The following is a 21,113-nucleotide window of genomic DNA, read 5'->3' as shown; positions in this document are numbered from 1 at the left end:
TTTTATGCAGCAAGCATAGTTTAGGCTGAGGCGCACATGCCTCAAATCGTCCTTCAACCTTGTAGCGACCCTCAGGCGCAACGCAACCTTAAAAAAACCATGCTTCGCTCTGTTCCTACGCAGGAAATCTTGGAGCATGCAACGGACATGGATGTTAAACATCGCAGTTATTTTGAGGGCCGCTCCTCGGTGACTATTTGGGGCGTTAAGGAGAAGCTAGGACGTCCCAAACTACAGTGGGAGCGCATGAAGCGGGGCGATCTGGTGCTCTTTTATGCAAGTGGTAACTTCATCCTTGTTGGTACCATTGACTACAAGTTCACCTCCCCCAGCTTGGCGCATCATCTTTGGCCTGAGGAAGGCACCCCTCCTGAGTTCTCGTACAAGTTCCTGTACGTCGTCAAGAATGCTGTTCCACTGTTCACTGATAGCTCAAAGGGCCTGACAGGCGGGATAAACTCAGCCGGCCTTTTTAGGAAAGCCCAGGTTGCTGGACTTCGGGATGATGGCGTCGTCATGGGCATAACTGTGGTGGACGAGGACGGAAGCCAACGCCTGCTCGCCCATTCACCCGTATTGCAGAACTATCTGCAGCAGTTCACTGGAAAGAAAGCACCTGAAATCGACCTTTCAGACCCGAAACTGACCGACCAATTCGATGGCTTACTGTCCACCAGCCTGCTGGAAGCAGGGGATGTGCTGAGATTGGCGAAGTTCAGGATTGAACAGGGCAAGCTCAGAGCGAGCATGCTCCAGGGTCGAGACATATTGGCGTGCTGCATCTGTGGGGAAGAGTATCCAGCCACATCGATCACGACGGCGCACATCAAGAAACGCAGCCTGTGCTCCCCGAGCGAGATGCGGGACATCAATGTTGTTGCTCCAATGTGCTACTTGGGATGCGATCATCTGTTTGAGCACGGCTATGTAGTGGTAGATGCACATGGCAAGGTCCGTCAGAATCGGCAGACGGCAGCTACAGGCCTCTCTGCTCGGATCGTGGCGCTTGATGGCCTAGACTGCTTGGGTATCACTGCAGGCAATGCCAACTACTACGCTTGGCATCGCACATTCCATACACCAACCACCTAATCATGCGACGAGCTTGGTGAGCACTCGGCTGACCTGCACAGGTGTCCATAGGGCACCAGAACGTGTCCTATAGCCTTCTTGGTTCAGTCGAGTTGCAATCCCCCGAAGGGATAAGCCACTGTCTTTCATCAGACGGATGTACCCGTAGTTCTGCCGGTATGCCTCTTGAAAGCCCTGGCTTACCTGCGCACGTCCTTTGGCCCTTACCTCTTCAGTCATGGGTTTTGGAGAGCCAAGTTTGACGCCTCTCGCCTTGGCAGCCTTGAGAGCTTCTCGGGTGCGGGTGCTGATGGCTCGGGCTTCTTGTTCTGCCATCACGGCCATGATTTGGATCGAGAGATGATTGGCTTCTGACATATCGACAGCAGTAAAGCGAACGCCGGACTCCATCAAGCCAGAGACAAAATGGAGGTTGCGAGACAGCCGATCTAACTTGGCGATTAGCAAGACGGCACCTTCTCGTTTGGCATGCTCTATCGCCCGATGGATCTCAATGCGCCGCCTCTTACTGGTTCCCGTCTCGACTTCGGTGTACTCCGCCACAACGTCGTACCCTCGCTGCTGCACAAACGCTGTGACAGCAGCAGCTTGCGCCTCCAAACCAAGACCACTTTGCGCTTGTTTCTCTCGGCTAACTCGAAAATAAGCAATGGCCTTGGTCGTCATAGCAGCAGTGTAACACTTTAGAAACGAACATATCTAGTATGTTTCACTAACAGAACCATCGGACTTAGGGTATTTTTATTCTGCAATCAAAATACAGCCTGCTTAAAGGATAGGAGTTATATGCGCTCAATAAGACTAAAAAACTTAAGAAGTTTGAAAGATACAGGCACAATTGAAATTAAGCCTATAACTTTATTACTTGGCGAAAATAGCTCTGGAAAGAGCACTTTTCTTAGAGTTTTTCCTATGCTTAAACAAAGCACTGAAGCCAAAACGAAGGGACCCTTGCTTTGGTATGGTCGATACGTCGATTTCGGAAGCTATACAGAAGCAATAGGTCGCTATGCAAATGGAGAAAATATTGAGCTTGAGTTTGGGGTTACAGCCCCTTCAATGCTCCCGTATGGAACTTACAGGATGCGTCAAATCTATCCTCAAGCATTTCCTGTGAAAGTATCTATTCGGCTTGAAGGCTCTTCAGATGGAGCAACAACTTATACAAGATCGTGCTCACTGAATCTTTTTGGGCATACGATTACCATAGGTTTTGATGAGAATCAAAAAGTAATGTCATTTTTGGTAAATAGTTCAGATTTCACTAGATTTACTCAAAAATGGATTGTGGGAAATCAGCGCCTAGGTAGTGGAAGCAACATCATTCCTGTTCCTATAGATCTTTCTAGAGCCGGGAATAGACCAATAGAATATGACATGTATTACAATAGTTTATTTTATATTCTTAGCGGTGTTCTTCGTACAGATCTACATTCAGATGTCAGCAGCGAGCAGCTATATCGCATAATTCATAGTCTAAAGATTGGGCAAGACGAAGAGATGCTCTCTGCATTAAGGGATTCAAACCCATCACTTAAACGTTGGAGCAATAAAGTCAATGGATGGACAATTGATAATCCCAAATTCAGAGCGATTAGAGATCTATATCTAGGGATCATAGCCTCTTCCCTGCTAAGTGCTTGCAATCAGCAAATAAATATCTATACTCGCAACACTAAATATATAGCACCCTTAAGAGCTACCGCCGAAAGATATTACAGGTTTCAAGATCTTGCAACAGATGAAATGGATTTTCAGGGCCGAAATTTATTTTTGATACTTCAAAACATGACACGCAACGAGAGAGAGGATTTTTCGAGCTGGACGCTTGATGCCTTTGGATTCTCCGTGAGAGCAGTTCAAACAGGCGGTCACACAGCAATTAAAATTAGAGAAAAGGACTCTACACATGAGACAAGCATTGCCGACATGGGTTTTGGCTTCTCACAAGTTCTTCCCATTTTAGTTCAGTTATGGTTTGCAGCTTCTTCAAAACCATCACAACGCACAAACTTTCCCATAACATTTGCTATAGAGCAACCGGAATTGCACCTTCATCCACGCATGCAAGCCAGATTAGCAGATATATTATACATAACTATAAAAAAGGCGAGAGAATCTAAGGTCAACTTGCGGCTGATAGTAGAAACACATAGTGAGACGATTATAAATCGACTTGGCTTAAGAGTTGCACAAAAAGAAATTGACGAATCTGATTTGTCTGTGGTTATTTTTGAAAAACGATTTTCCCAAGAATATGCGTCAACTTCAGTAGTGCGTTATGACAAAAATGGACTTATGAGCGACTGGCCTCTTGGATTTTTTGAAGCGGAGGCTTGAAGTGCTCATAATGCTAGACAAAATAGACTCTACTCACCTAGCTTTACCTCATGTAGTCGAGGCTCTGGGTGAGGTTGCACGAGCTCATAGACTGGGCGATCATTTGGTTTATGCCGAACTTGATTTACTTGAAAAAGCTAAGGATCTCCCCTCTTTATCGGAATCAGCACGTGCAAGTTTTTTATTTATGCGTAATAGGTTTTCTACTACTGGACCATACTTATCAAGATTCAATGTAAGGCTTTCAATAGTTCCCGATGATAACATCCTAGAAGTAAATACCTTAGCGGTTAATGGCAGATCTATAGAGGAAATAAGCATTTCAGCCAGATTGGTTGCTAATTCAAATATATTACGAAGAACGGTATTATTAGGAGAGAATCACTCTGATACAGAATTCTACCGGATAGTTGCTAGTACATATAAAGCCAGCGAAGGAATATCTGGTATTTCAATTCAGTTCGATCCAAATGGCGGAGGCGGCGGAAGTACCGTTGACGAGTATAAACATATACAGGATTCCATATCCAGAACATGCTTATGCATTTTAGATAGCGACCGACATTACCCGACGGACAGCATAGGGGGCACCGCACAGAACGTTCTTAATGAAGATAATCCTAATATCCCCACTTCTAAAGTTATAGTAACCGACACTCTGGAAATGGAGAATTTAATCCCAACTATTATAGTTGAGAGACTAATGGGCTTAGGATCCGCTACATGTCGCCCATTACAAGCACATAAAAATATCGCTGCCTCTGCACACGGATCTGCAATGCAGTATGTTGATTATAAGAAGGGCTTAAAATTATTTGAATTAACTACAGGCTCTCCTTCGAGTGATCATCTCTCGTATTGGAAACCCGTAGCAGAGCATGTCTTAGGCACACCAGTTACTCATACAATGTGTCCTACTGGTGTCACATGCACAAAAAAGTCATGTAGGTGCATACTCATACCTGGATATGGCGACTCAATCATGGATAAGGTCATGTCACTGATGGACTCCGAGAAGAATACTCCTATGACGCATTGGGTAGACGCTGCAATGCAAAGTGAATGGCGGAGAATAGGAGCAGTAATATTAGATTGGTGTTGCGGATCGAGCCTCAGGGCAATCTAAACAATAGGTTTAGACCTTGGATCGACATGAAGCGTGAGCTCTACGCTATCAATTGACAGCGTCCTCTCTAATCTATAAGCTGCCTATGACAGCGTTTTTGCTCAGTTGGTTAGAGCGCACGCCTGATAAGCGTGAGGTCGGCAGTTCAAATCTGCCCTTCCGTACCACAAGGAACGCGGTCTTCGGACCGCGTTCTTCGTTTTACGCTCCGCGGGGCGTGTACCCCTGGCAGATCATGTTCAGGCCGATTTTCAGGATCAGCAGCACCAGCACCGCCACGACGACCGGCCCGGGCGTCACGGCCGCCAGCGCCGCGCTCACGGCGCTGGCGGCGCCGGTCGCCTGCGCGGCAGCGTTCGCGGCGAGAAGCGCCATGACGCCGCGCGTGAGGGCCTGCACGCTCGCGACCGTGTCCTGATGCATCAGGTCGTGGATGACGCCGCCCCGCTCGCACAACTCCCGCAGGGTCGCGGCCCTGAACGCCGACCAGACGCTTAGGGGCGTGCGCGCGTCCGGGGTGCGCTGCTCACGCTCGAGGTGCTCGCGCAGGGCGTCGGACACGAGCGCGTCCGGGGAGGGCGGCGCGTCGTCCGGGCCGGGCGCCTGCAACGCGCCGGCGCGGGTACGCTCGTGTTCGATCAGGGCGTACACGGTGTTCACGTCAATGTCGGTCCACGCGGCGGCGTTCGTCATGGTCCCCCCTGCCGCGCGGCGCGCGGACTTCACCGGACCTTACCCCAAGAAACGCCAGGGGACACGCACTTCTGCACTCATGCGCGTCTGCTCTGCTCAAAGGCATGGAGGTCTTCCGGGCGCTGCCGCCCGCGTTCTTCGATCAGCCGCCCCCGATGGTGGCGCGGGCGTTGCTGGGCGCGCGGCTGGTGCGGCGTGTAGGCGACGCGGTGCTGGCCGGGCGGATCGTGGAAACCGAGGCGTACCTGAGCGCGGGCGACGCGGCAGCGCACGGCGCGCGGCCCATGACGCAGCGCACGCGGGTGCTGTTCGGCCCGGCCGGGCGGGCGTACGTGTACCGCCTGCGGCAGTACGCGCTGCTGGACGTAACGACGGAAGGGCCGGGTGTGCCGGGCGCGGTGCTGCTGCGCGCCGTCGAACCCGTGCTGGGCGCAGAGCACATGCTGGCTCTCGGCGGGGGCGCCGACGTCCGGCGCGTGGCGAGCGGCCCCGGGAAGCTGTGCCGGGCCTTCGCGGTTGACCTGACGCTGAACGGCGCGGACCTGACGGACGCGGACGGTCCGCTGTTTCTCGCGGCGGGCCCGCCCGAGGCGTTCGAGGTGCGGGTCACGCCCCGCGTCGGCATCACCCGCGCGCAGGCGGCGCCGCTCCGGTTCGTGGTGGCGGGCAGCGCCTCTATCTCCCGCCCCTGAGGATGCCCGGGACCAGGGGGGCTGTGGGGCGTCCCTGCCCAGCGGTGCTCAGGATGGGGTATCCGGGCTGCGAGAACGACCGCCCCGTGATGAGCGCTGCATGTCCTGACGCTGTCCTGAGCTTTCAGGCCGTATCGGGAGGCAGGTCCCGGGGCGGCCCGTAGACGGTTCGGGGACTGCTTCGGCGTGAGCTGCACCCGAGCGGCGCGGAGATCAGGTCGTTCGGTTCGCCGGTCTGGGCATGGAGGGCGGAGGCCGCGTGCCTACGCTACACCTGGGTACGCGGTCGAACGTCCGTAGCCGCGCTACGCGAGCATTCCCGCCGCGCGAAAGTGCACGGTCATTCGGGGGCGGCCCTGCCCAGGCTGGCAGGGCGCACGAACCGAGGTTGTGGTCCGCGTGGCGTGCGTTTCAAGTGGCGCGTCACTTCCCGAAGCGGCGGTCGCGGCCCTGGAAGTCCCGCAGAGCCCGCAGGAAGTCCACGCGGCGGAAGCCGGGCCAGTACACGTCGCAGAAGTAGAACTCGCTGTAGACGCTCTGCCACAGCATGAAGCCGCTCAGGCGGATCTCGCCGCTGGTGCGGATGATGAAGTCCGGGTCGGGCGTGCCCGCCGTGTACAGGTGCGCGCTGACGTGCTCGGCGTTCAGGGTGTCGGCGACGTCGCGCAGCGTCAGGCCGTCCTCGTCGGCTTTGCGGAGGTACGTGCGGACGGCGTCCACGATTTCCTCGCGCCCGCCGTACCCGACGGCGATGTTCAGCAGCATGCCGTCGTAGTGGGCGGTGGCCGCTTCAAGTTCGCTGAGCGCTTCCAGGACGTTGACGGGGAAGTCGTGGTGCTGCCCGATGGCGCGGACGCGGACGCGGTTCGCGTGGATGCGTTTGTCCCGCGCGAGGTTGCGGGCCTCGCGGTCGAACAGGCCCATGAGGTGGCGGACCTCGTCGGGGTCGCGTTTGACGTTGTCGGTGGAGAGCACCCAGATGGTCACGGCGGGCACGCCCACTTCCAGGCACCATTGCAGGACCTCGTGGGCCTTGTCGATGCCGAACTCGTACCCGAGTTCGCGGCCGACGCCCATGGCGCGGGCGTAGCGGCGGTTGCCGTCGAGGATCATGCCGAGGTGTTTGGGCACGCGGCCTCCTTCGGCGACGGCGCGCGCGAGGCGTTGCTCGTAGCCCCAGTACAGGGCCTTGCGCAGCGCGCCGGGCAAGCGCAGGGCGCGGCGCATCAGGGCTGTGGGGAGGGGGCGGGCCATATCGGGGCCAGTCTAGCGCGCGCGGTCCGGGGCGCTCCTGCCCGGAGGGGTATACCCGGGCGCACATGAGGAGCGCCTGAAGGTCAGGTAAACAGCGTGCCTTGCGTCGGCTCAGCGAGTGCGAGCAGCTTCTGGTCCAGCCGCGCGAGGGCCGCGGCACCCGTGTCGGTCAGCGCGTGCGGAGCGTGCGCGGCGTACACGTGCACAGTCAGGTGCCGGTGCGTCATGCCGTGCGTGACCACCCCGAGGGGCCGAGGGTCACGCGCCCCCAGCCGCGCGAGCAGCGCCGCGAGCGCGCCCGGCACGTCCCCCCCGTCGGCCTCCTGCATGGGCAGGCCCATGAGCCCGCCCAGCAGGCGGCCGGAACGGACCTCCAGGTACGCGCGCTGCGCGTCGCCGATCAGGACCGCCACGGCCTGCACCGCGCGCGCCTCGGCCCGCACTTTCGGCGCGGGGTACTGGGCAGGCTGCCCGGACGCGAACGCCGCGCAGTGCGCGCTCACAGGGCACGCGCCGCACCTGGGCGCTTTCGGGATGCACACGGTCGCGCCGAGGTCCATGACGGCCTCATTCCACGCGCCGGGCCGGGCGTGGTCGAGCAGTTCGTCTGCGCGGGCCTGCGCCCACGCGTCCGTGGGCGTGCGTTCCGCGTGCAGGCGCGCCATCACGCGCCGCACGTTCCCGTCCATGACGGCGCGCGGCTCGTTGAGCGTCAGGCTGCTCACGGCCGCGGCCGTGTACGGCCCGACGCCCGGCAGGGCCCGCCACGCGTCGTACGAGGCCGGGAAGCCCTGCGCGGCCACCCGTTTCGCGGCGCGGTGCAGGTTGCGGGCGCGCGCGTAGTACCCGCAGCCCTCCCAGGCCTTCAGGACGTCCGCTTCGGGCGCGTCCGCGAGGGCCTGCACCGTCGGGAACGCCGCGAGGAACCGCTCGAAGTACACGAGGCCGCGCGCCACCTGGGTCTGCTGCAGCAGCACCTCCGACACCCACACGCGGTACGGGTCGCGCGCGCCCTCCGCGCCGGCCCGCCACGGCAGCGTCCGCGCGTGCGCGTCGAACCACCCGAGCAGCGCCTGTTGCAAGTCCTTCGTGTCCGGCATCCACGGCACTCTAGAGTCGCGGCGCACACCGCGCCGTAACAGGGTTTACCCTGAGGGGAACGTCACCCCGAGGAGCCCAGCATGCCGACCGGGCGCGCCAACGCCAACGCCATCACCGAAGCCAGCTACAGCACCAACACCGCCAACGCCCTGATTCATCTGTACCGCGCGGAGGTCGGGAAGGTCACCGCGTACCGCCAGCGGCTCGACACGACCACCAACTGGGCGGTCGTCACGAGCGCCGGCCTCGCCAGTTTCGCGCTGGGCGACCCGAACAACAGCCACGCGACGTTCCTGTTCGCGATGTTCATGAACTACTTCTTTCTGCACCTCGAGGCGCGCCGCTTCCGCACGTACGAGATCGCGCACCACCGCGTGCGCATCATGGAGCGCTTCTTCTACCCGGCCATGCTGGGCGACAAGATGGACGCCGGCTGGCACCAGCTGCTGCTCGGTGAGCTGGCGAAGCCGCGCAGCCCCATGAGCCGCTGGGACGCGCTGGGGTGGAGGCTGCGCCGCAACTACCTGTGGATCTACACGGCGGTACTGATGGCGTGGCTGTCCAAGCTGGACCTGACGCAGCAGAAGGTCCCGGTGAACCTGCGCGGGTTCGTGGATCTCGCGCGCATCGGCACGCTGCCCGGGTGGCTGGTGGGGATGGGCGTGCTGGTGTTCTACACGTACCTGATCTACCTGGCGATCCGCGCGACGCGCGACTACCCGCTCGAACAGGACTGAGCGCCCCGCAGGACAGCGGCAGGGCCAGTGCGTGGGCTGCGGCGCCCCGCCGGGCGTCTGCGCAGGTCCCGGGCGTGGAGTGACTTTGCGTGGGGCGTCAAGGCACAGCGCCACAGCGCGCGCGCGGCCCCGACTCTAGACTGGACGGTATGACCGTGCCCGCCGACGCTGCCCCGCACATTCACCTGCCTGACGGCTCCTGCTGCACGCCGAAACGCTTCGCGCACCTGCACCAGCACACCCAGTACAGCCTCCTGGACGGCGCCGCGAAACTCAAGGACCTGCTGAAGTGGGCCAAGGAGGTCACGCCGGACGGCTGCACGCCCGCGCTCGCCATGACGGACCACGGGAACATGCACGGCGCGGTGCACTTCTACAATTACGCGACCGGCATGGGCGTGAAGCCCATCATCGGGTACGAGGCGTACGTCGTGCCGGGCGTCGGCACGCGCCGTGAGCGCACGCGCGGCCAGGACGGCGAGAAGGGCATCTTCCACCTGACGCTGCTCGCGCGGGACTTCGAGGGGTACCAGAACCTCTGCCGCCTCAGTTCACGCGGGTACACCGAGGGGTACTACTACAAGCCCCGTATTGACCATGAGCTGCTGCAGGAGCACCACAAGGGCGTCATCGCGTTTTCCGGGTGCCTGGGGTCGGAGGTGCAGCAGCTGCTGCTGCAGGGCCGCGAGGCGGACGCGAAGCAGCGGCTGATGTGGTACCGGGACCTGTTCGGCGAGAACTACTTCATCGAGATTCAGGACCACGGCCTGCCGGAGCAGAAGCGCAACAACCCGATTCTGCGGGCGTGGGCGCAGGAGCTCGGGATCGGCATGGTCGCCACGAACGACGGGCATTACGTCAAGAAGAGCGACGCGACCGCGCACGAGACGCTGCTCGCCATTCAGACGAAGGCGACGCTCGCGGACGAGAACCGCTTCAAGTTCCCGTGCGACGAGTTCTACGTGAAGAACCTCGAGGAAATGCAGGCGGCGCTGCCCGTGAGCGAATGGGGCGAGGAACCGTTTGACAACACCGCCATGATCGCGGACCTGTGCAACGTGGACCTGCCGGTCGGGAAGAAGCGCGTGTACCAGATGCCGGCGCTGCCCATCCCGGAAGGGCGCACCATGGCGGAGGAACTGCGCGTGCAGACGTACGCGGGCAGCCTGAAACGCTACCCGCACCACGTGACCGAGGGGCTGCTGCGCGCGTACGCGAAACGCAGCCTGGACGCGCTCGGCGCGGACGACGCGGCGGCGGTGCTGCGGCGCGTGCCTGGCTGCGACGCGAGCACCTGCGACGTGGACACGCTGCTCACCCTGGTTGCGTTCATGGGGAGCGTCTGGGAGGCGCGCGGCAAGGCCGCCGGCGAGAAGTTCACGAAGTACCCGGCGCTGGAGGAGTTGGAGGCCGAGGCGGCCAGCGGGCAGCTGCCGTTCTACGCGCTGCGGGACTGGCGGCGCGCGGAGGGGGCGGAGACCGTCACCGACACGGACATTCAGCTGGACCCGGGCAGCGTGGAGCACGAGAGTGCCTGCGCGCACCACCGGCACGCGCTGGTGCTGCTGCGGCGCGCGGAGTACGAGCTGAGCGTCATCAACAACATGGGCTTCCCGGATTACTTCCTGATCGTCGCGGACTACATCAACTGGGCGAAGGACCACGGCATCAGCGTCGGCCCGGGCCGCGGGTCGGGCGCGGGCAGCCTTGTGGCGTACGCGATTCGCATCACGAACCTCGACCCGCTGGAGTTCGAGCTGCTGTTCGAGCGCTTCCTGAACCCGGACCGCATCTCGATGCCCGACTTCGATATCGACTTCAACGACGCGCGCCGCGGCGAGGTCATCACGTACGTGCAGCAGAAGTACGGTGACGACAAGGTCGCGCAGATCGCCACGTTCGGGACGATGGCGTCCAAGGCGTGCCTGAAGGACGTCGCGCGCGTGATGGGCCTGGAGTACGCGAAGGTGGACAAGGTCAGCAAGCTGATTCCCATCAAGTTCGGGAAGAGCTACTCGCTGGAGCAGGCGCGCGAGAGCGTGCCGGACATTCAGCAGATGCTCGACGAGGACGCGCAGTTGCGCGAGGCGTACGAGTTCGCGCAGAAACTCGAGGGCCTCACGCGGCACGCGTCGGTGCACGCAGCCGGCGTCGTGATCGGCAAGACGCAGCTCACGGACCTCGTGCCCGTCATGCGGGACACGTCCGGCGAGGGCATGGTCTGCCAGTACGACATGAAGGCCGTGGAGGACATCGGCCTGATCAAGATGGACTTCCTGGGGTTGCGCACCCTGTCGTTCCTCGACGAAGCCAAGCGCATCATGCGCGAGTCGAAGGGCATCGAGGTGGACTTCGACGCCATCCCCTTCGATGACGAGGCCACCTTTGACCTGCTGTCGCGCGGGGACACCAAGGGCGTGTTTCAGCTGGAAGGCGCGGGCATCGCGGACGCCAGCCGCCGCCTGAAGCCGCGCCGCCTCGCGGACATCATCGCGCTGAGCGCGCTGTACCGCCCGGGCCCGATGGAGAACATCCCCACGTACGTGCGCCGCCACCACGGCCTGGAGCAGGTGGACTACGTGCGTGACGGCTTCCCGAACAGCGCGCAGTGGCTGGAGAAGATCCTCGCGGAAACCTACGGCATCCCGGTGTACCAGGAGCAGATCATGCAGATCGCGTCCGAGGTCGCGGGCTTCAGCCTGGGCGGCGCGGACCTGCTGCGCCGCGCCATGGGCAAGAAGGACGCCGAGGAGATGAAACGCCAGCGGCAGATCTTCGTGGACGGCGCCGAGGGGAACGGCGTGCCGAAAGACGAGGGGAACAAGCTCTTCGACCTGCTGGACGCCTTCGCGAACTACGGCTTCAACAAGTCGCACTCCGCGGCGTACGGCGTGATCACGTACCAGACGGCGTGGCTCAAGGCGAACCACCCGGTGGAGTTCATGGCGGCGCTGCTCACGGTGGAGCGCCGGGACAGCGACAAGGTCGCGGAGTACGCCTCGGACGCGCGCAAGATGGGCGTGACGGTGCTGCCGCCGGACATCAACCGTTCCGGCGCGGACTTCAAGGTCGTCGGGCAGGACATCTACTTCGGGCTGTACGCCATCAAGGGCCTCGGCGAGAACGCCGTGCTGCGCATCCTGGATGAGCGCGAGCGGGGCGGGCGCTTCCGGAGCCTCGCGGACTTCTGCGCGCGCATTGACAACAAGACCTGCAACCGCAAGGGCCTGGAAAGCCTGATCAAGAGCGGCGCGTTCGACGCGTTCGGGGAGCGTCAGCAGCTGCTCAGCAGCCTGGAGGACGCCATCGCGTGGGCGCAGGGGGCCGCCGCGATGCTGAACAGCGGCATGGACGCCCTGTTCGGCATGGCCGAGACGGCGCCGGAGCCGAAGCTGCGCGCGAACGTGGAGCCGCTGTCGGAGCTCGCGAAGCTGGCGCTCGAAAAAGAAGCGCTGGGGTTGTACATCAGCGGGCACCCGCTGGAGCAGCACGAGGGCCTGCGGGAGGCGGCCAGCACCCGCATCGCTGACCTCGACGACTGGTTCTTCACGCAGCCGCAGACGGGCGGGCGCAACCGCGTGAAGGCCGTGCTGGCGGGCATGATCGAGGGCGTCGTGAAGAAGCCCACCAAGAGTGGCGGCATGATGGCGCGCTTCAACCTCGCGGACGAGACGGCCACCATCGAACTCGTGGCGTTCAGCCGCGCGTACGACCGCATCCAGGACAAGCTCATCAATGACACGCCCGCCCTGGTGATCGTGGAACTGGAAAGCGAGGAGGGGTCGCTGCGCGCCATCGCGGAGGAGGTCGTCCCCGCCGAGGCGCTCGCGGACATCCCGAAGGTCATGTACGTGAACATCGACCTGGACCAGACCAGCACGGACGCCCTCGCGGACTTCCAGAGCTACCTGGATGAGCACGCGGGCACGCTGCCCACGTACTTCCGGTTCGAGAGCGGCGACCACTACATGGTGTACCAGCTCGACAAACCCATTGGCGGGCCGGACAGCATGCGCGTCGTGAACAGCACCTTCCCGTGGGCGCGCGCGTACCTCGCGATGGACACGCAGATGATCCTGAACCGCTACGCGCCCAAACCGCCCGCGTGGCAGCAACGGCAGAACGCCGCGCGCACCCTGCAGGCGTGACCCGCCCGGGGGCGCCGCGCGGGCGCCCCCTTCGCTTACCCCGCGCCCCTGACGTGCAGGTCGCGGACGGTCCCGATGAGGCCGAGTTCCTGCAACCTCCCGGCGATGAGCGAGCGGTGGCACTCGGCGGGGTTCGCTTCGTAGCACAGCAGCGCCGCCGGGGCGTCGGCGGCGAGCGCCCCGAGTTCCTCCAGGGCGTCGCCCTGCGTGGCGAGGTGCGCGAGGAAGCCGCGTTTGAGCACGCTGAAGTCGCGCGTCATCTTGTACTCCTTGCGGAGACTGGGGGGCGTGCCGAGGGCGCGCAGGTGCACGTAGCGGATGCCGCGTTCCCTGAGGGCCGCGGCGAGCGCCGTTTTGCTGTAACCGCGGCGGCGGCTCTGCGCGCGTTCGCGGGTGTCCACGAGGAGCGTGACGCCGTGCGCGGCGAGCGTGTCGAGGAACGCGCTGAGGTCCGCGCCCTCGTACCCGATGGTGTACACGGTCGGTGGCGTCATGCCTTCAGGGTAGGGGGTGCGGGTGAGCGCCCGCTGGAGATTCCGCCCGGAACGCTTGCGAATGTGACCGCATATCCATAGGTATGAAAGAAGCGAAGCGGCTGTCGTGGGCGCTCCTGGCCTTCAGGGTGTGGGGAGCGGCGTTGGTGCTGGCGGGGGGCGGGCTGCTGCTGCAGACGGCGGGCGTGGTGCGCCGCGTGCCGCTGGAGGCCGGGTGGGGGCGGGCGGCCCTGCCGGTGCTGCTGGACGCGCTGCTGATCGTGGCGGGGCTGGTGCTGCTGGCGCTGCTCGGGTGGGCGCGCGGGTGGGTGCGCGCCGTCGCGGCGCACGCGCAGGGGACGCCGGACGCGGCGGGTGAGGCCCTGGGCGTCCTGAGCGCGCGGGTGCAGGGCGCCGCGCAGGCCCTGCAGGTGGGGGCCGTGGCGCTGCCGGTGCTGCTGCTGCTGGCCGCGCCGAAGGTGCTGCTCACGCGGTACGACATGTGGGCGGCGGGGTTGCCGCTGGGGGACCGACCGATGCTGCTGGGCGTGGGGGTGTCGGTGCTGGCGGTGGTGCTGCTGCCGCTCGCGGCGCTCGCCGTGGTGACGTTCGGGCAGTGGCGCGGGTGGGTGGAGGTCGTGCACGGCCGGCTGGACGGGGCGCGGGACGCGTCGGTGATCCGCGCCACGGGTCGCCTGAACGGGCCGGTCCGCGCGGCCACGTTCGTGGCGGGCGCGGTGGGGGTGGTCGCGGCGGTGGTGTGGATGCAGACGCAGAGCCTCGCAGCGCAGCCGGACCCGTACGCCGCGCCGATGGAGGCCGTCAGGGCGCTGTTCCCGCTGCATGAGGCGTGGGTGGGCGGGCTGGTGGCCGGGTCGGCGCTGGGCGCGACCGCGCTGCTGTGGGCGGCGCGGTCGTTCGCGTGGGCAGTGGCGCACCGCCTGGAACCGCAGGTGAGCCGCATGGGCGAGTTCCTAGCGCGGCGGCCGTCGTGAGCGCCGATCTGACCTGAGGTTGACGTGCGCCGCCCACGATGCGGCGCATGACGCGTTTCGTGTGGTGGTCCGTCGGTCTGAGTCTTCTGCTGGGCGCGTGCGCGCCGCGCGCGGCCGTGCCCTCCGGGCCGGTGAATGTGGCGGCGCGCGCCGAGTCGGCGGGCGTGACCGCCCCGGCGGACTCCGATGACCCGGCGGTGTGGGTGGACCCGCAGGACGCGAGCCGCAGCCTGGTCATCGGCACCCGCAAGGACGCGGGCCTGACTGTGTTCGACCTGCAGGGGCGCACACTGCAGGACGTCGCACCGACCGGCGTGCGGTACAACAACGTGGACGTGGTGTACGGGTTCAACCTGGGCGGGCGCGCGGTGGACCTCGCGGTGGCGAGTGACCGCAAGAACGACCGCCTGGCGGTGTACGCCATTGATCCGGTGACGCGGACGCTGACGGACGTGTCGAGCGCCACCATGCCGATGGTGTTCACGCCTGCGGGGGCCGCGTCGGACGGGGCGAACACGGCGTACGGACTGGCGGCGTACCGCACGGCGGACGGGTCGGCGCGGGTGTTCGTGAGTCAGCGGAAGCACGCGCGTGTGGCGGAGGTCCGCCTCGTGGCGGACGGGGACCGGGTGACGTTCGCGCCGGTGCGGACGGTGGACCTGCCGGCGAGCAGCGCGGAGAACCCGCAGGTGGAAGGCATGGTCGTGGACGCCGAACTGGGCTTCGCGTACCTCGGGCAGGAGCAGGTCGGCATCTGGAAACTGCCGCTCGCCGCCGGGACGCCGCGCCTGATGCACGCCGTGAAGCCGGCAGGTGCGCACCTCGCGGCGGACGTGGAGGGCCTCACGATCTACCGCTCGGCAGGGGGGCGCGGGTACCTGCTGGCGAGCAGCCAGGGGGACAACACCTTCGCCGTGTTCGACCGGACGGGCGACAACGCGTTCCTGGGGTCGTTCCGCGTGACCGGCGGGGCGGTGGACGGCTCGGAGGCGTGTGACGGCGCGGTGGTCGTGAACGCGAACTTCGGCGCGGCGTTCCCGCGTGGGCTGCTGGTCGTGCAGGACGGCGAAAACGACGGCGTGAAGGACGCGACGAACTTCAAGCTGGTCGCGTGGGAGGACGTGGCGGCGCCGCTGGGCCTGCGGGCCGCCACGGACGCGCCGGGCGTCCGCGAGTAACGGCGCACAGGTGGGCGGGCCACATGGCCCGCCCACCTGCTTTGGCGTTCAGCGGGTGGGTTCCAGTTCGACCTTCAGCCAGCCCGGCTGGCGCTTGTCGAAGGCCTCGTAGGCGCTCACGGCGTCCGTGAGGTCGTCTTGTTTCGTGATGATGCGCGTCGGGTCGACGATACCCGCCGCGACGATATCCACGAGGTGCGGGATGTACTTGCGGTGGTTGCAGTTGCCCATGCGCAGCGTGAGGTTCTTGTTCATGGCCTTCCCGATGGGGTAGGTGTTCATGTCCGGGGAGTACACGCCGATGATGCCGATCTGCCCGGCCTTCTTGACGACCTCGATGGACCACTGCAGGACCTGCGCGGGCGCGTCGCCGGGCACCCACTGGTCGCCGTGCGGGTGCGCGTCCGGCGCGACTTCCTGTACGGTCTGCTGGTCCTGCTGCGCCTGTTCCGCGTCGGGCTTGGCGGGGCCGCCGTGCGCGTGCTGGGCGTCCACGCCGACCGCGTCGATGACGCAGTCCACGCCGCGTCCGTCGGTCAGGCGCTTGATGACCTCCACGGGGTCCTCCTGCTCGAAGTTGATGATTTCCGCGCCGTTGCGGCGCGCCATCTCGAGGCGGTCGTCGAGGCGGTCGATGGCGATGACGCGCGTGGCCCCCTGCAGGCGCGCGCTGATGATCGCGAACTGCCCTACGGGGCCGCAGCCGAACACGGCGACGCTCGCGCCGTCGTGCACGCCCGCGAGTTCCGCCCCGAAGTACGCGGTCGGGAAGATGTCGCTGATCAGCAGCGCCTGGTCGTCGGTGACGTTGTCGGGCAGGCGCACGAGGCTGCTGTGCGCGTACAGGATGCGGGCCTTTTCGGCCTGCAGGCCGTTCAGGGGGCCGCTGTCCTTCGGGCCGCCGTAGAAGGCGGTGCCGGCGTCCGGGCCGTTCGGGTTGGCGTTGTCGCACTGCGCGGTGTTGCCTTCGCGGCAGGGGGGGCACACGCCGCATGAGACGGTGCTGGGGATGACGACGCGGTCGCCGGGTTTGAAGTTGCGGACGTCTGCGCCGACCGCCTCGATGACGCCGACGCCTTCGTGCCCGAGGACCGTGCCGGGCACCATGCCGCTCATGGTGCCGCGAATGAAGTGCAGGTCGGTGCCGCAGATGGCGCTGGCGGTGAGCCGCACGATGGCGTCCGTCGGCTCCTGAATGGTGGGTTCGGGAACGTCCTGCACCTGAATTTTGCCGATGTCCTGCCAGACGACTGCTTTCATGCTGCCTCCCTGCGCGCAGCCGCGTGGGCCGCGCATCGGCTGCAAGCGTAGGAGTCTGGCGGCTGAGGTTCATGACACGGGCATTTATGGATTTTGCGGGGTCGTAGCCTGGGCCTCTATTCTGCGGGGCGATGCTGCATGCGCACCTGCCTCGCCCGTCCGCCCCTGAGTTGCTCGCGTTCCTGCGGGCGCACCTGCACGCGGGGCTGCTGGTGCAGATCGCCGGCGAGATGGAGGTCGTGTACGCGGGCCGCGCGGTGAGCATGGCGGAGGCGGGCGACTACCTGCTGCTGGTGAAGCCGGACGGGAGCGTGCAGGTGCACGGCCCGCGCGGCGTGAAGCCCGTGAACTGGCAGCCGCGCACGGACGGCATTCACGCGTTCCTGGACGACGGGCGGGTGGTGATCGAGGCGGAGCGGCGCAGCCCGGCGGAGGTGGTGCGCGTGACCGTGCTGGAGGGCGCGCTGGCGTGCGCGTTCCGGCTGCGGGACGAGGCGCGGTTCATGTTGCAGGGCAGCGAGGCGCAGATGCAGGCGGCGCTCGCGCGGCATCCGCACCTGATCGAGCCGGGCTTGACGGTGCTGGACCGGGAACTGCTCGTGGGGGTGGGCGGCGTGGACCTGTATGCGCGGGACGCGCGGGGCGCGTACGTAGTGGTGGAGTTGAAACGGGGGCGCGCGACGCACGACGCGGTGCATCAGCTGGCGCGGTACGTGGAGGCGGTGCGCACGCAGGTGCCGGGGCCGGTGCGGGGGATTCTGGCGGCGCCGGACGTGACTGCGCCCGCGCGGACGCAGCTGGATCGGCAGGGCCTGACGTTCGTGGCGGTCAGTGCCCTGCCGGCACCCGAGGACGAACCGGAGCGGCAGCCGGCGCTGTTCTGAGGGCCCCCCTCGACCCTCATGAAGCGGGGTTCAGGTGGGCTGGGAAGGGCCCTCAGGCGGCCTTTCGTAAACCGCAACGCCGGTTGACGCCCCTCTCATCTGCCCGGTTGCGCCCGCCGACACACTGGACCTCATGAGACACCTTCTGTTCCCTACAGTTGCTCAGGCGGACGCGTTCGTTGCAGACCTCAAGGCTCAGAACCTCGTTCGCGAGGAAATGGGACAGGCGACCCTGGGCCGTGCGGGCGCGACGAGCGCCACCACCACCTCGACCACCACGACGTCCACGGACTACGTGGATGGCGGCGGCACCCCTGAAGACGCGGGGGCGGGCGCCGTGAAAGGCACCGGCGTGGGCGCCGTGGTCGGCGCTGTGGCGGGCGCGGCGGCGACGGTCGCCACGGGGGGCCTCGCGACCCTCCCGCTGATTCTCGGCTGGGCGGCGCTCGGCTCGGGCGTCGGCGCGGGCGTCGGTGCCGTGGGTGGTGCCGCGGGCGTCGACGAAACCGGCGGCCAGGCGTACAGCAGCACCGTCACGGACGAGCAGCATGACCGCCTGCACGCGGGCGTCTCGAACGGTGGCCGCGCCATCGCCGTGGACGACAGCGTGCCCCTCGAGGCCGTGGAAGCCGCGGCGGCCCGTCACGGCGGCGAGTTCATCTGAGCTGCGCGGGGCCGGACCCCCGGCCCCTGATCCACCCCATAAGGTGAAGCGCGCCGCACATTCGTGTGCGGCGCGCTTCGGCGCTTCGGGGCGTCACAAGGAGGAGGCCCGCTATGTGCGGGCCTCCTCCTTTAAGGGTTACTCGTCGCGGCGCTTGTTCCAGCCGTGGTCGCGGCGCGCGCGGGGGCGGAACTCGCCCTCGCCGCCACGGTCACCGCTGGGGCGTTCGCCACGGTCCTCGCGGGGGCGGAACTCGCGGTTGCTGAAGTCGCGGTCCTCGCGGGGACGGAAGCCGCCACGGTCGCCGCCGTCACGGTTGCCGCCGAAGCCGCCACGGTCGCCGCCCTCGCGGTTGCCGCCGAAGCCGCCGCGCTCGTTGCGGTTATAGGGCTGCCAGTTGTCGCCGCGCTCCTCGCGGGGACGGAAGCCGCGGTCGCCGCCGTCACGGTTGCCGCGGAAGCCGCCACGGTCGCCGCCTTCGCGGCTGCCGCCACGCGCGCCGCCCATGCCTTCGCGCAGCTCGCGCATCTCGCGGCGCAGGCCACGGATTTCCTTGGCCTGGTCCTCGAGCAGTTCCTGCACCTTGGCGAGCATGGCGATCAGGTCGTCCGCGTCGATGTACTCTTCGTCGTCGTCCTGTTCGGCGTCGGCGCTGACTTCCACGCCTTCTTCGGCGTCCGCCTGGGCGTCCTCGTCAATGGCGCCGTCTTCGAGTTGGGGGATCACTTCACGCAGTTCTTCGGGGGCGGCGTCGTGCGCTTCAGGGGTGTTGTGTTGGTCCGTCATGGTGTTCCTTTCGGTCCTCGCGGCGCTGCGCGCCTGGGTGGTCAGGCCGCCGGGCGGCGGGCGTACCCCTGAGTCTACCATTCCGGTCGGGACGGGCAGTGTTTCGACCGTTCATGAGTGCTCCACATCCCGGGCGGCGGCCTGCACGCGCCGAAACGTCCGCGGGCGTGAAGCCTGCGGGGGCCCGTCCATGCGCCTCGTGGGGGACGCTCACGCGGGCGACGCCGCGGTGATGCTCAGCGGTTGATGACGTTGCAGGTACAGCGGGCGAGGCAGGTGAGTTTTCCGCGTTCGTCGCGCACCTCGATCTCCCAGACCATCACGGTCCGCCCACGGTACGCGAGGCGGGCGCTGGCGTTCACTTCGCCGCCGGTGACGCCGCGCACGTGCGTGGCGTTGATGTCCACGCCGACGGCGACCTGCCGGGTCACGTCGAGGTTCGCCCATGAGCCGACCGAGGCGAGTTCCTCGGCGAGAGCGATGTTCGCGCCGCCGTGCAGGCGCCCGGCGGGCTGGCGGTTGCCGTCCACGGGCATGACGGCGTCCACGCGGTCACGGGCGACGTGCGTGAAGCGGATGCCGAGGCGCTCCCCGAGGGTGCCGGGCAGGGCGCTGAGGCGCGCCGCGAGCGCTTCGGGACTCAGGGTGGCGAATTCCTCGGGGCTGGGCAGGTGCGGGTTGAGCATGCCCGAGCATACTGCCGGCGCGCGGGCCGCCCAGGGGCGCGCGGGAGGTGGGCCCGTGCGTCCCCGCTGCGTATATGAGGTTCGATAGGTGCACCGTGGCGGGGCCGTCCTGCACGGCGTCCACGCTCCGACGACCAGGACGGGCAGGGCACGGTCAGATGGGCGTCACCTGCCATGCCGACAGTGACCGCATGAAACCCGGAAAACTTCACATTTCGCTGCTGGCGCTCGCGGCGCTGAGCGGCGCGAGCGCCGCACCGCAACTCAGCGCCCAGAGCATCATCGTGAACCCTACACCAAGCACGCTGAAGGTGAACGTCCGCACGAACCGCGCGGCGTACACCCCAGGCGACCATCTGGAGTTCTACACCCGCGTGAACCAGAACGCGTACGTGTACCTATTCAACGTGGACGCTGCCGGGCAGGTGACGCTGCTGGCCTCTAACGGCCTGCAGGCCGGCGGCACCTTCGTGAAGGCGAACACGACCCGCGTGTTCCCGCGCAAGGGTCAGCCGTCCACGTTCCTGCTGACCCTCCCGGCCGGTGTTAACAAGGTCCTGGCGCTCGCCAGCACCCGGAAGCTGAACCTCCGGGACCTCGCGCGGTTCGAGGCGACGCAGGAGGACGTGCTGCGCGTGAACGTGCAGGGCCAGCAGGGCCTCGCGCAGGCGCTCAGCATCGTCGTGAACCCGGCTCCGCCAAGCACCTGGACGACGGCCACCGCGCAGTACACCATCACGCACCGCGACCTGGGCCGCCTGCCGGGCGTGGACGCGGGCGCACTGAAGTCGCAGGTGACGTTCGACGCGCGCGCGCGGCTCAGCGAGGTGTTCGTGGCGTACGCGAACCGCCTGCGCGCCGACGGGTACACCACGCTCACCCTCCGGGACAGCCGCCGCGACAGCCTGAGCGGCCTCTTCGTCAAGGGTGACCGGCGCGTGGCCCTGGACGTGAAAAAGGCTGGGCGGCGCTTCGTCGTGCAGCTCGCGCGGCGATCGTAAAGC

At 65.0% G+C, this 21,113-nt stretch carries 19 protein-coding genes; 11 read left to right on the top strand and 8 right to left on the bottom strand.

What is annotated here, in order from left to right; genetic code table 11:
- Positions 1-36: 36 nt before the first annotated feature.
- Positions 37-1,092: a hypothetical protein gene (locus DEIMA_RS17700; RefSeq protein ID WP_013555647.1), complete on the top strand. Its 1,056-nt coding sequence runs from the start codon at positions 37-39 to the stop codon at positions 1,090-1,092.
- Here DEIMA_RS17700 and DEIMA_RS02435 read toward each other — a convergent pair whose 3' ends face one another.
- Positions 1,093-1,758 carry a recombinase family protein gene (locus tag DEIMA_RS02435; RefSeq protein ID WP_013555646.1) on the bottom strand — a complete coding sequence of 222 codons (666 nt, stop codon included), beginning with the start codon at positions 1,756-1,758 and terminating at the stop codon, positions 1,093-1,095. It abuts the gene before it with no gap.
- Between the two features lie 120 nt (positions 1,759-1,878).
- Between DEIMA_RS02435 and DEIMA_RS17495 the strand changes: the two genes are divergently transcribed.
- Together DEIMA_RS17495 and DEIMA_RS17695 are read left to right on the top strand one after the other, a co-directional pair.
- Complete coding sequence (locus DEIMA_RS17495; RefSeq protein ID WP_013555645.1) at positions 1,879-3,432, top strand: AAA family ATPase; 1,554 nt, start codon at positions 1,879-1,881, stop codon at positions 3,430-3,432.
- Between the two features lie 10 nt (positions 3,433-3,442).
- Positions 3,443-4,558, top strand: coding sequence for a hypothetical protein (locus tag DEIMA_RS17695; RefSeq protein ID WP_148234877.1), 1,116 nt, complete (start codon positions 3,443-3,445; stop codon positions 4,556-4,558).
- Between the two features lie 201 nt (positions 4,559-4,759).
- Here the strand turns inward: DEIMA_RS17695 and DEIMA_RS02425 are convergent, their stop codons facing one another.
- Entirely contained in the window at positions 4,760-5,251 is a 492-nt protein-coding gene (locus DEIMA_RS02425) for a hypothetical protein (protein WP_013555643.1), read from the bottom strand.
- 104 nt (positions 5,252-5,355) lie between these two features.
- Here DEIMA_RS02425 and DEIMA_RS02420 point away from each other — a divergent pair, with 104 nt between their 5' ends.
- Positions 5,356-5,943 (top strand): DNA-3-methyladenine glycosylase, encoded by a 588-nt coding sequence (locus DEIMA_RS02420; protein ID WP_013555642.1) that lies wholly within the window; start codon positions 5,356-5,358, stop codon positions 5,941-5,943.
- Between the two features lie 423 nt (positions 5,944-6,366).
- Here DEIMA_RS02420 and DEIMA_RS02415 read toward each other — a convergent pair whose 3' ends face one another.
- Positions 6,367-7,197 (bottom strand): isoprenyl transferase, encoded by an 831-nt coding sequence (locus DEIMA_RS02415; RefSeq protein WP_013555641.1) that lies wholly within the window; start codon positions 7,195-7,197, stop codon positions 6,367-6,369.
- Between the two features lie 83 nt (positions 7,198-7,280).
- The gene (gene mutY, locus DEIMA_RS02410; protein ID WP_013555640.1) at positions 7,281-8,297 is read right to left on the bottom strand and encodes an A/G-specific adenine glycosylase; all 1,017 of its coding nucleotides are present in this window, start codon (positions 8,295-8,297) and stop codon (positions 7,281-7,283) included.
- A gap of 81 nt (positions 8,298-8,378) precedes the next feature.
- On the opposite strand from mutY, the gene DEIMA_RS02405 reads away from it, so the two are divergent.
- Together DEIMA_RS02405 and dnaE are read left to right on the top strand one after the other, a co-directional pair.
- Positions 8,379-9,035 carry a DUF2270 domain-containing protein gene (locus DEIMA_RS02405; protein WP_013555639.1) on the top strand — a complete coding sequence of 219 codons (657 nt, stop codon included), beginning with the start codon at positions 8,379-8,381 and terminating at the stop codon, positions 9,033-9,035.
- 149 nt (positions 9,036-9,184) lie between these two features.
- Positions 9,185-13,183: a DNA polymerase III subunit alpha gene (gene dnaE / locus DEIMA_RS02400; protein ID WP_013555638.1), complete on the top strand. Its 3,999-nt coding sequence runs from the start codon at positions 9,185-9,187 to the stop codon at positions 13,181-13,183.
- Between the two features lie 35 nt (positions 13,184-13,218).
- Here the strand turns inward: dnaE and DEIMA_RS02395 are convergent, their stop codons facing one another.
- Positions 13,219-13,677, bottom strand: a complete 459-nt coding sequence (locus DEIMA_RS02395) for a DUF488 domain-containing protein (RefSeq protein ID WP_013555637.1) — start codon at positions 13,675-13,677, stop codon at positions 13,219-13,221.
- Between the two features lie 83 nt (positions 13,678-13,760).
- Between DEIMA_RS02395 and DEIMA_RS02390 the strand changes: the two genes are divergently transcribed.
- Both DEIMA_RS02390 and DEIMA_RS02385 read left to right on the top strand, forming a co-directional pair.
- Positions 13,761-14,651 (top strand): hypothetical protein, encoded by an 891-nt coding sequence (locus DEIMA_RS02390; RefSeq protein WP_013555636.1) that lies wholly within the window; start codon positions 13,761-13,763, stop codon positions 14,649-14,651.
- A 47-nt stretch (positions 14,652-14,698) separates the two neighbouring features.
- A complete protein-coding gene (locus DEIMA_RS02385) occupies positions 14,699-15,829 on the top strand; it encodes a phytase (RefSeq protein ID WP_013555635.1) in 1,131 nt (376 codons plus the stop codon).
- A 48-nt stretch (positions 15,830-15,877) separates the two neighbouring features.
- On the opposite strand, the gene DEIMA_RS02380 is transcribed toward DEIMA_RS02385, so the two are convergent.
- The gene (locus DEIMA_RS02380; RefSeq protein WP_013555634.1) at positions 15,878-17,089 is read right to left on the bottom strand and encodes a zinc-dependent alcohol dehydrogenase; all 1,212 of its coding nucleotides are present in this window, start codon (positions 17,087-17,089) and stop codon (positions 15,878-15,880) included.
- Between the two features lie 131 nt (positions 17,090-17,220).
- Here DEIMA_RS02380 and nucS point away from each other — a divergent pair, with 131 nt between their 5' ends.
- On the top strand, positions 17,221-17,973 hold the full coding sequence (nucS, locus tag DEIMA_RS02375) for an endonuclease NucS (RefSeq protein WP_013555633.1): 753 nt from the start codon (positions 17,221-17,223) through the stop codon (positions 17,971-17,973).
- A 133-nt stretch (positions 17,974-18,106) separates the two neighbouring features.
- Positions 18,107-18,637 (top strand): hypothetical protein, encoded by a 531-nt coding sequence (locus DEIMA_RS02370; RefSeq protein ID WP_013555632.1) that lies wholly within the window; start codon positions 18,107-18,109, stop codon positions 18,635-18,637.
- A 138-nt stretch (positions 18,638-18,775) separates the two neighbouring features.
- On the opposite strand, the gene DEIMA_RS02365 is transcribed toward DEIMA_RS02370, so the two are convergent.
- Both DEIMA_RS02365 and DEIMA_RS02360 read right to left on the bottom strand, forming a co-directional pair.
- Complete coding sequence (locus tag DEIMA_RS02365; protein WP_013555631.1) at positions 18,776-19,423, bottom strand: hypothetical protein; 648 nt, start codon at positions 19,421-19,423, stop codon at positions 18,776-18,778.
- A 236-nt stretch (positions 19,424-19,659) separates the two neighbouring features.
- The gene (locus DEIMA_RS02360; RefSeq protein WP_013555630.1) at positions 19,660-20,109 is read right to left on the bottom strand and encodes a PaaI family thioesterase; all 450 of its coding nucleotides are present in this window, start codon (positions 20,107-20,109) and stop codon (positions 19,660-19,662) included.
- Positions 20,110-20,300: 191 nt separating this feature from the next.
- On the opposite strand from DEIMA_RS02360, the gene DEIMA_RS02355 reads away from it, so the two are divergent.
- Positions 20,301-21,110 (top strand): DUF4384 domain-containing protein, encoded by an 810-nt coding sequence (locus DEIMA_RS02355; protein ID WP_043817018.1) that lies wholly within the window; start codon positions 20,301-20,303, stop codon positions 21,108-21,110.
- The last annotated feature ends 3 nt before the right edge of the window (positions 21,111-21,113 follow it).

The organism is Deinococcus maricopensis DSM 21211 (assembly GCF_000186385.1).
Taxonomy (GTDB): Bacteria; Deinococcota; Deinococci; order Deinococcales; family Deinococcaceae; genus Deinococcus_B; species Deinococcus_B maricopensis.
Note: the sequence above shows the minus strand (reverse complement) of the source record. Positions and strands in the feature narration are given on the sequence as shown.

What these genes read in the sequence shown, in the direction of transcription:
- DEIMA_RS17700 (WP_013555647.1), top strand. Translation starts at nt 37, where the DNA reads ATGCCTCAAATCGTCCTTCAACCTTGTAGCGACCCTCAGGCGCAACGC.
- DEIMA_RS02435 (WP_013555646.1), bottom strand. Translation starts at nt 1,758, where the DNA reads ATGACGACCAAGGCCATTGCTTATTTTCGAGTTAGCCGAGAGAAACAA.
- DEIMA_RS17495 (WP_013555645.1), top strand. Translation starts at nt 1,879, where the DNA reads ATGCGCTCAATAAGACTAAAAAACTTAAGAAGTTTGAAAGATACAGGC.
- DEIMA_RS17695 (WP_148234877.1), top strand. Translation starts at nt 3,443, where the DNA reads ATGCTAGACAAAATAGACTCTACTCACCTAGCTTTACCTCATGTAGTC.
- DEIMA_RS02425 (WP_013555643.1), bottom strand. Translation starts at nt 5,251, where the DNA reads ATGACGAACGCCGCCGCGTGGACCGACATTGACGTGAACACCGTGTAC.
- DEIMA_RS02420 (WP_013555642.1), top strand. Translation starts at nt 5,356, where the DNA reads ATGGAGGTCTTCCGGGCGCTGCCGCCCGCGTTCTTCGATCAGCCGCCC.
- DEIMA_RS02415 (WP_013555641.1), bottom strand. Translation starts at nt 7,197, where the DNA reads ATGGCCCGCCCCCTCCCCACAGCCCTGATGCGCCGCGCCCTGCGCTTG.
- mutY (WP_013555640.1), bottom strand. Translation starts at nt 8,297, where the DNA reads ATGCCGGACACGAAGGACTTGCAACAGGCGCTGCTCGGGTGGTTCGAC.
- DEIMA_RS02405 (WP_013555639.1), top strand. Translation starts at nt 8,379, where the DNA reads ATGCCGACCGGGCGCGCCAACGCCAACGCCATCACCGAAGCCAGCTAC.
- dnaE (WP_013555638.1), top strand. Translation starts at nt 9,185, where the DNA reads ATGACCGTGCCCGCCGACGCTGCCCCGCACATTCACCTGCCTGACGGC.
- DEIMA_RS02395 (WP_013555637.1), bottom strand. Translation starts at nt 13,677, where the DNA reads ATGACGCCACCGACCGTGTACACCATCGGGTACGAGGGCGCGGACCTC.
- DEIMA_RS02390 (WP_013555636.1), top strand. Translation starts at nt 13,761, where the DNA reads ATGAAAGAAGCGAAGCGGCTGTCGTGGGCGCTCCTGGCCTTCAGGGTG.
- DEIMA_RS02385 (WP_013555635.1), top strand. Translation starts at nt 14,699, where the DNA reads ATGACGCGTTTCGTGTGGTGGTCCGTCGGTCTGAGTCTTCTGCTGGGC.
- DEIMA_RS02380 (WP_013555634.1), bottom strand. Translation starts at nt 17,089, where the DNA reads ATGAAAGCAGTCGTCTGGCAGGACATCGGCAAAATTCAGGTGCAGGAC.
- nucS (WP_013555633.1), top strand. Translation starts at nt 17,221, where the DNA reads ATGCTGCATGCGCACCTGCCTCGCCCGTCCGCCCCTGAGTTGCTCGCG.
- DEIMA_RS02370 (WP_013555632.1), top strand. Translation starts at nt 18,107, where the DNA reads ATGAGACACCTTCTGTTCCCTACAGTTGCTCAGGCGGACGCGTTCGTT.
- DEIMA_RS02365 (WP_013555631.1), bottom strand. Translation starts at nt 19,423, where the DNA reads ATGACGGACCAACACAACACCCCTGAAGCGCACGACGCCGCCCCCGAA.
- DEIMA_RS02360 (WP_013555630.1), bottom strand. Translation starts at nt 20,109, where the DNA reads ATGCTCAACCCGCACCTGCCCAGCCCCGAGGAATTCGCCACCCTGAGT.
- DEIMA_RS02355 (WP_043817018.1), top strand. Translation starts at nt 20,301, where the DNA reads ATGAAACCCGGAAAACTTCACATTTCGCTGCTGGCGCTCGCGGCGCTG.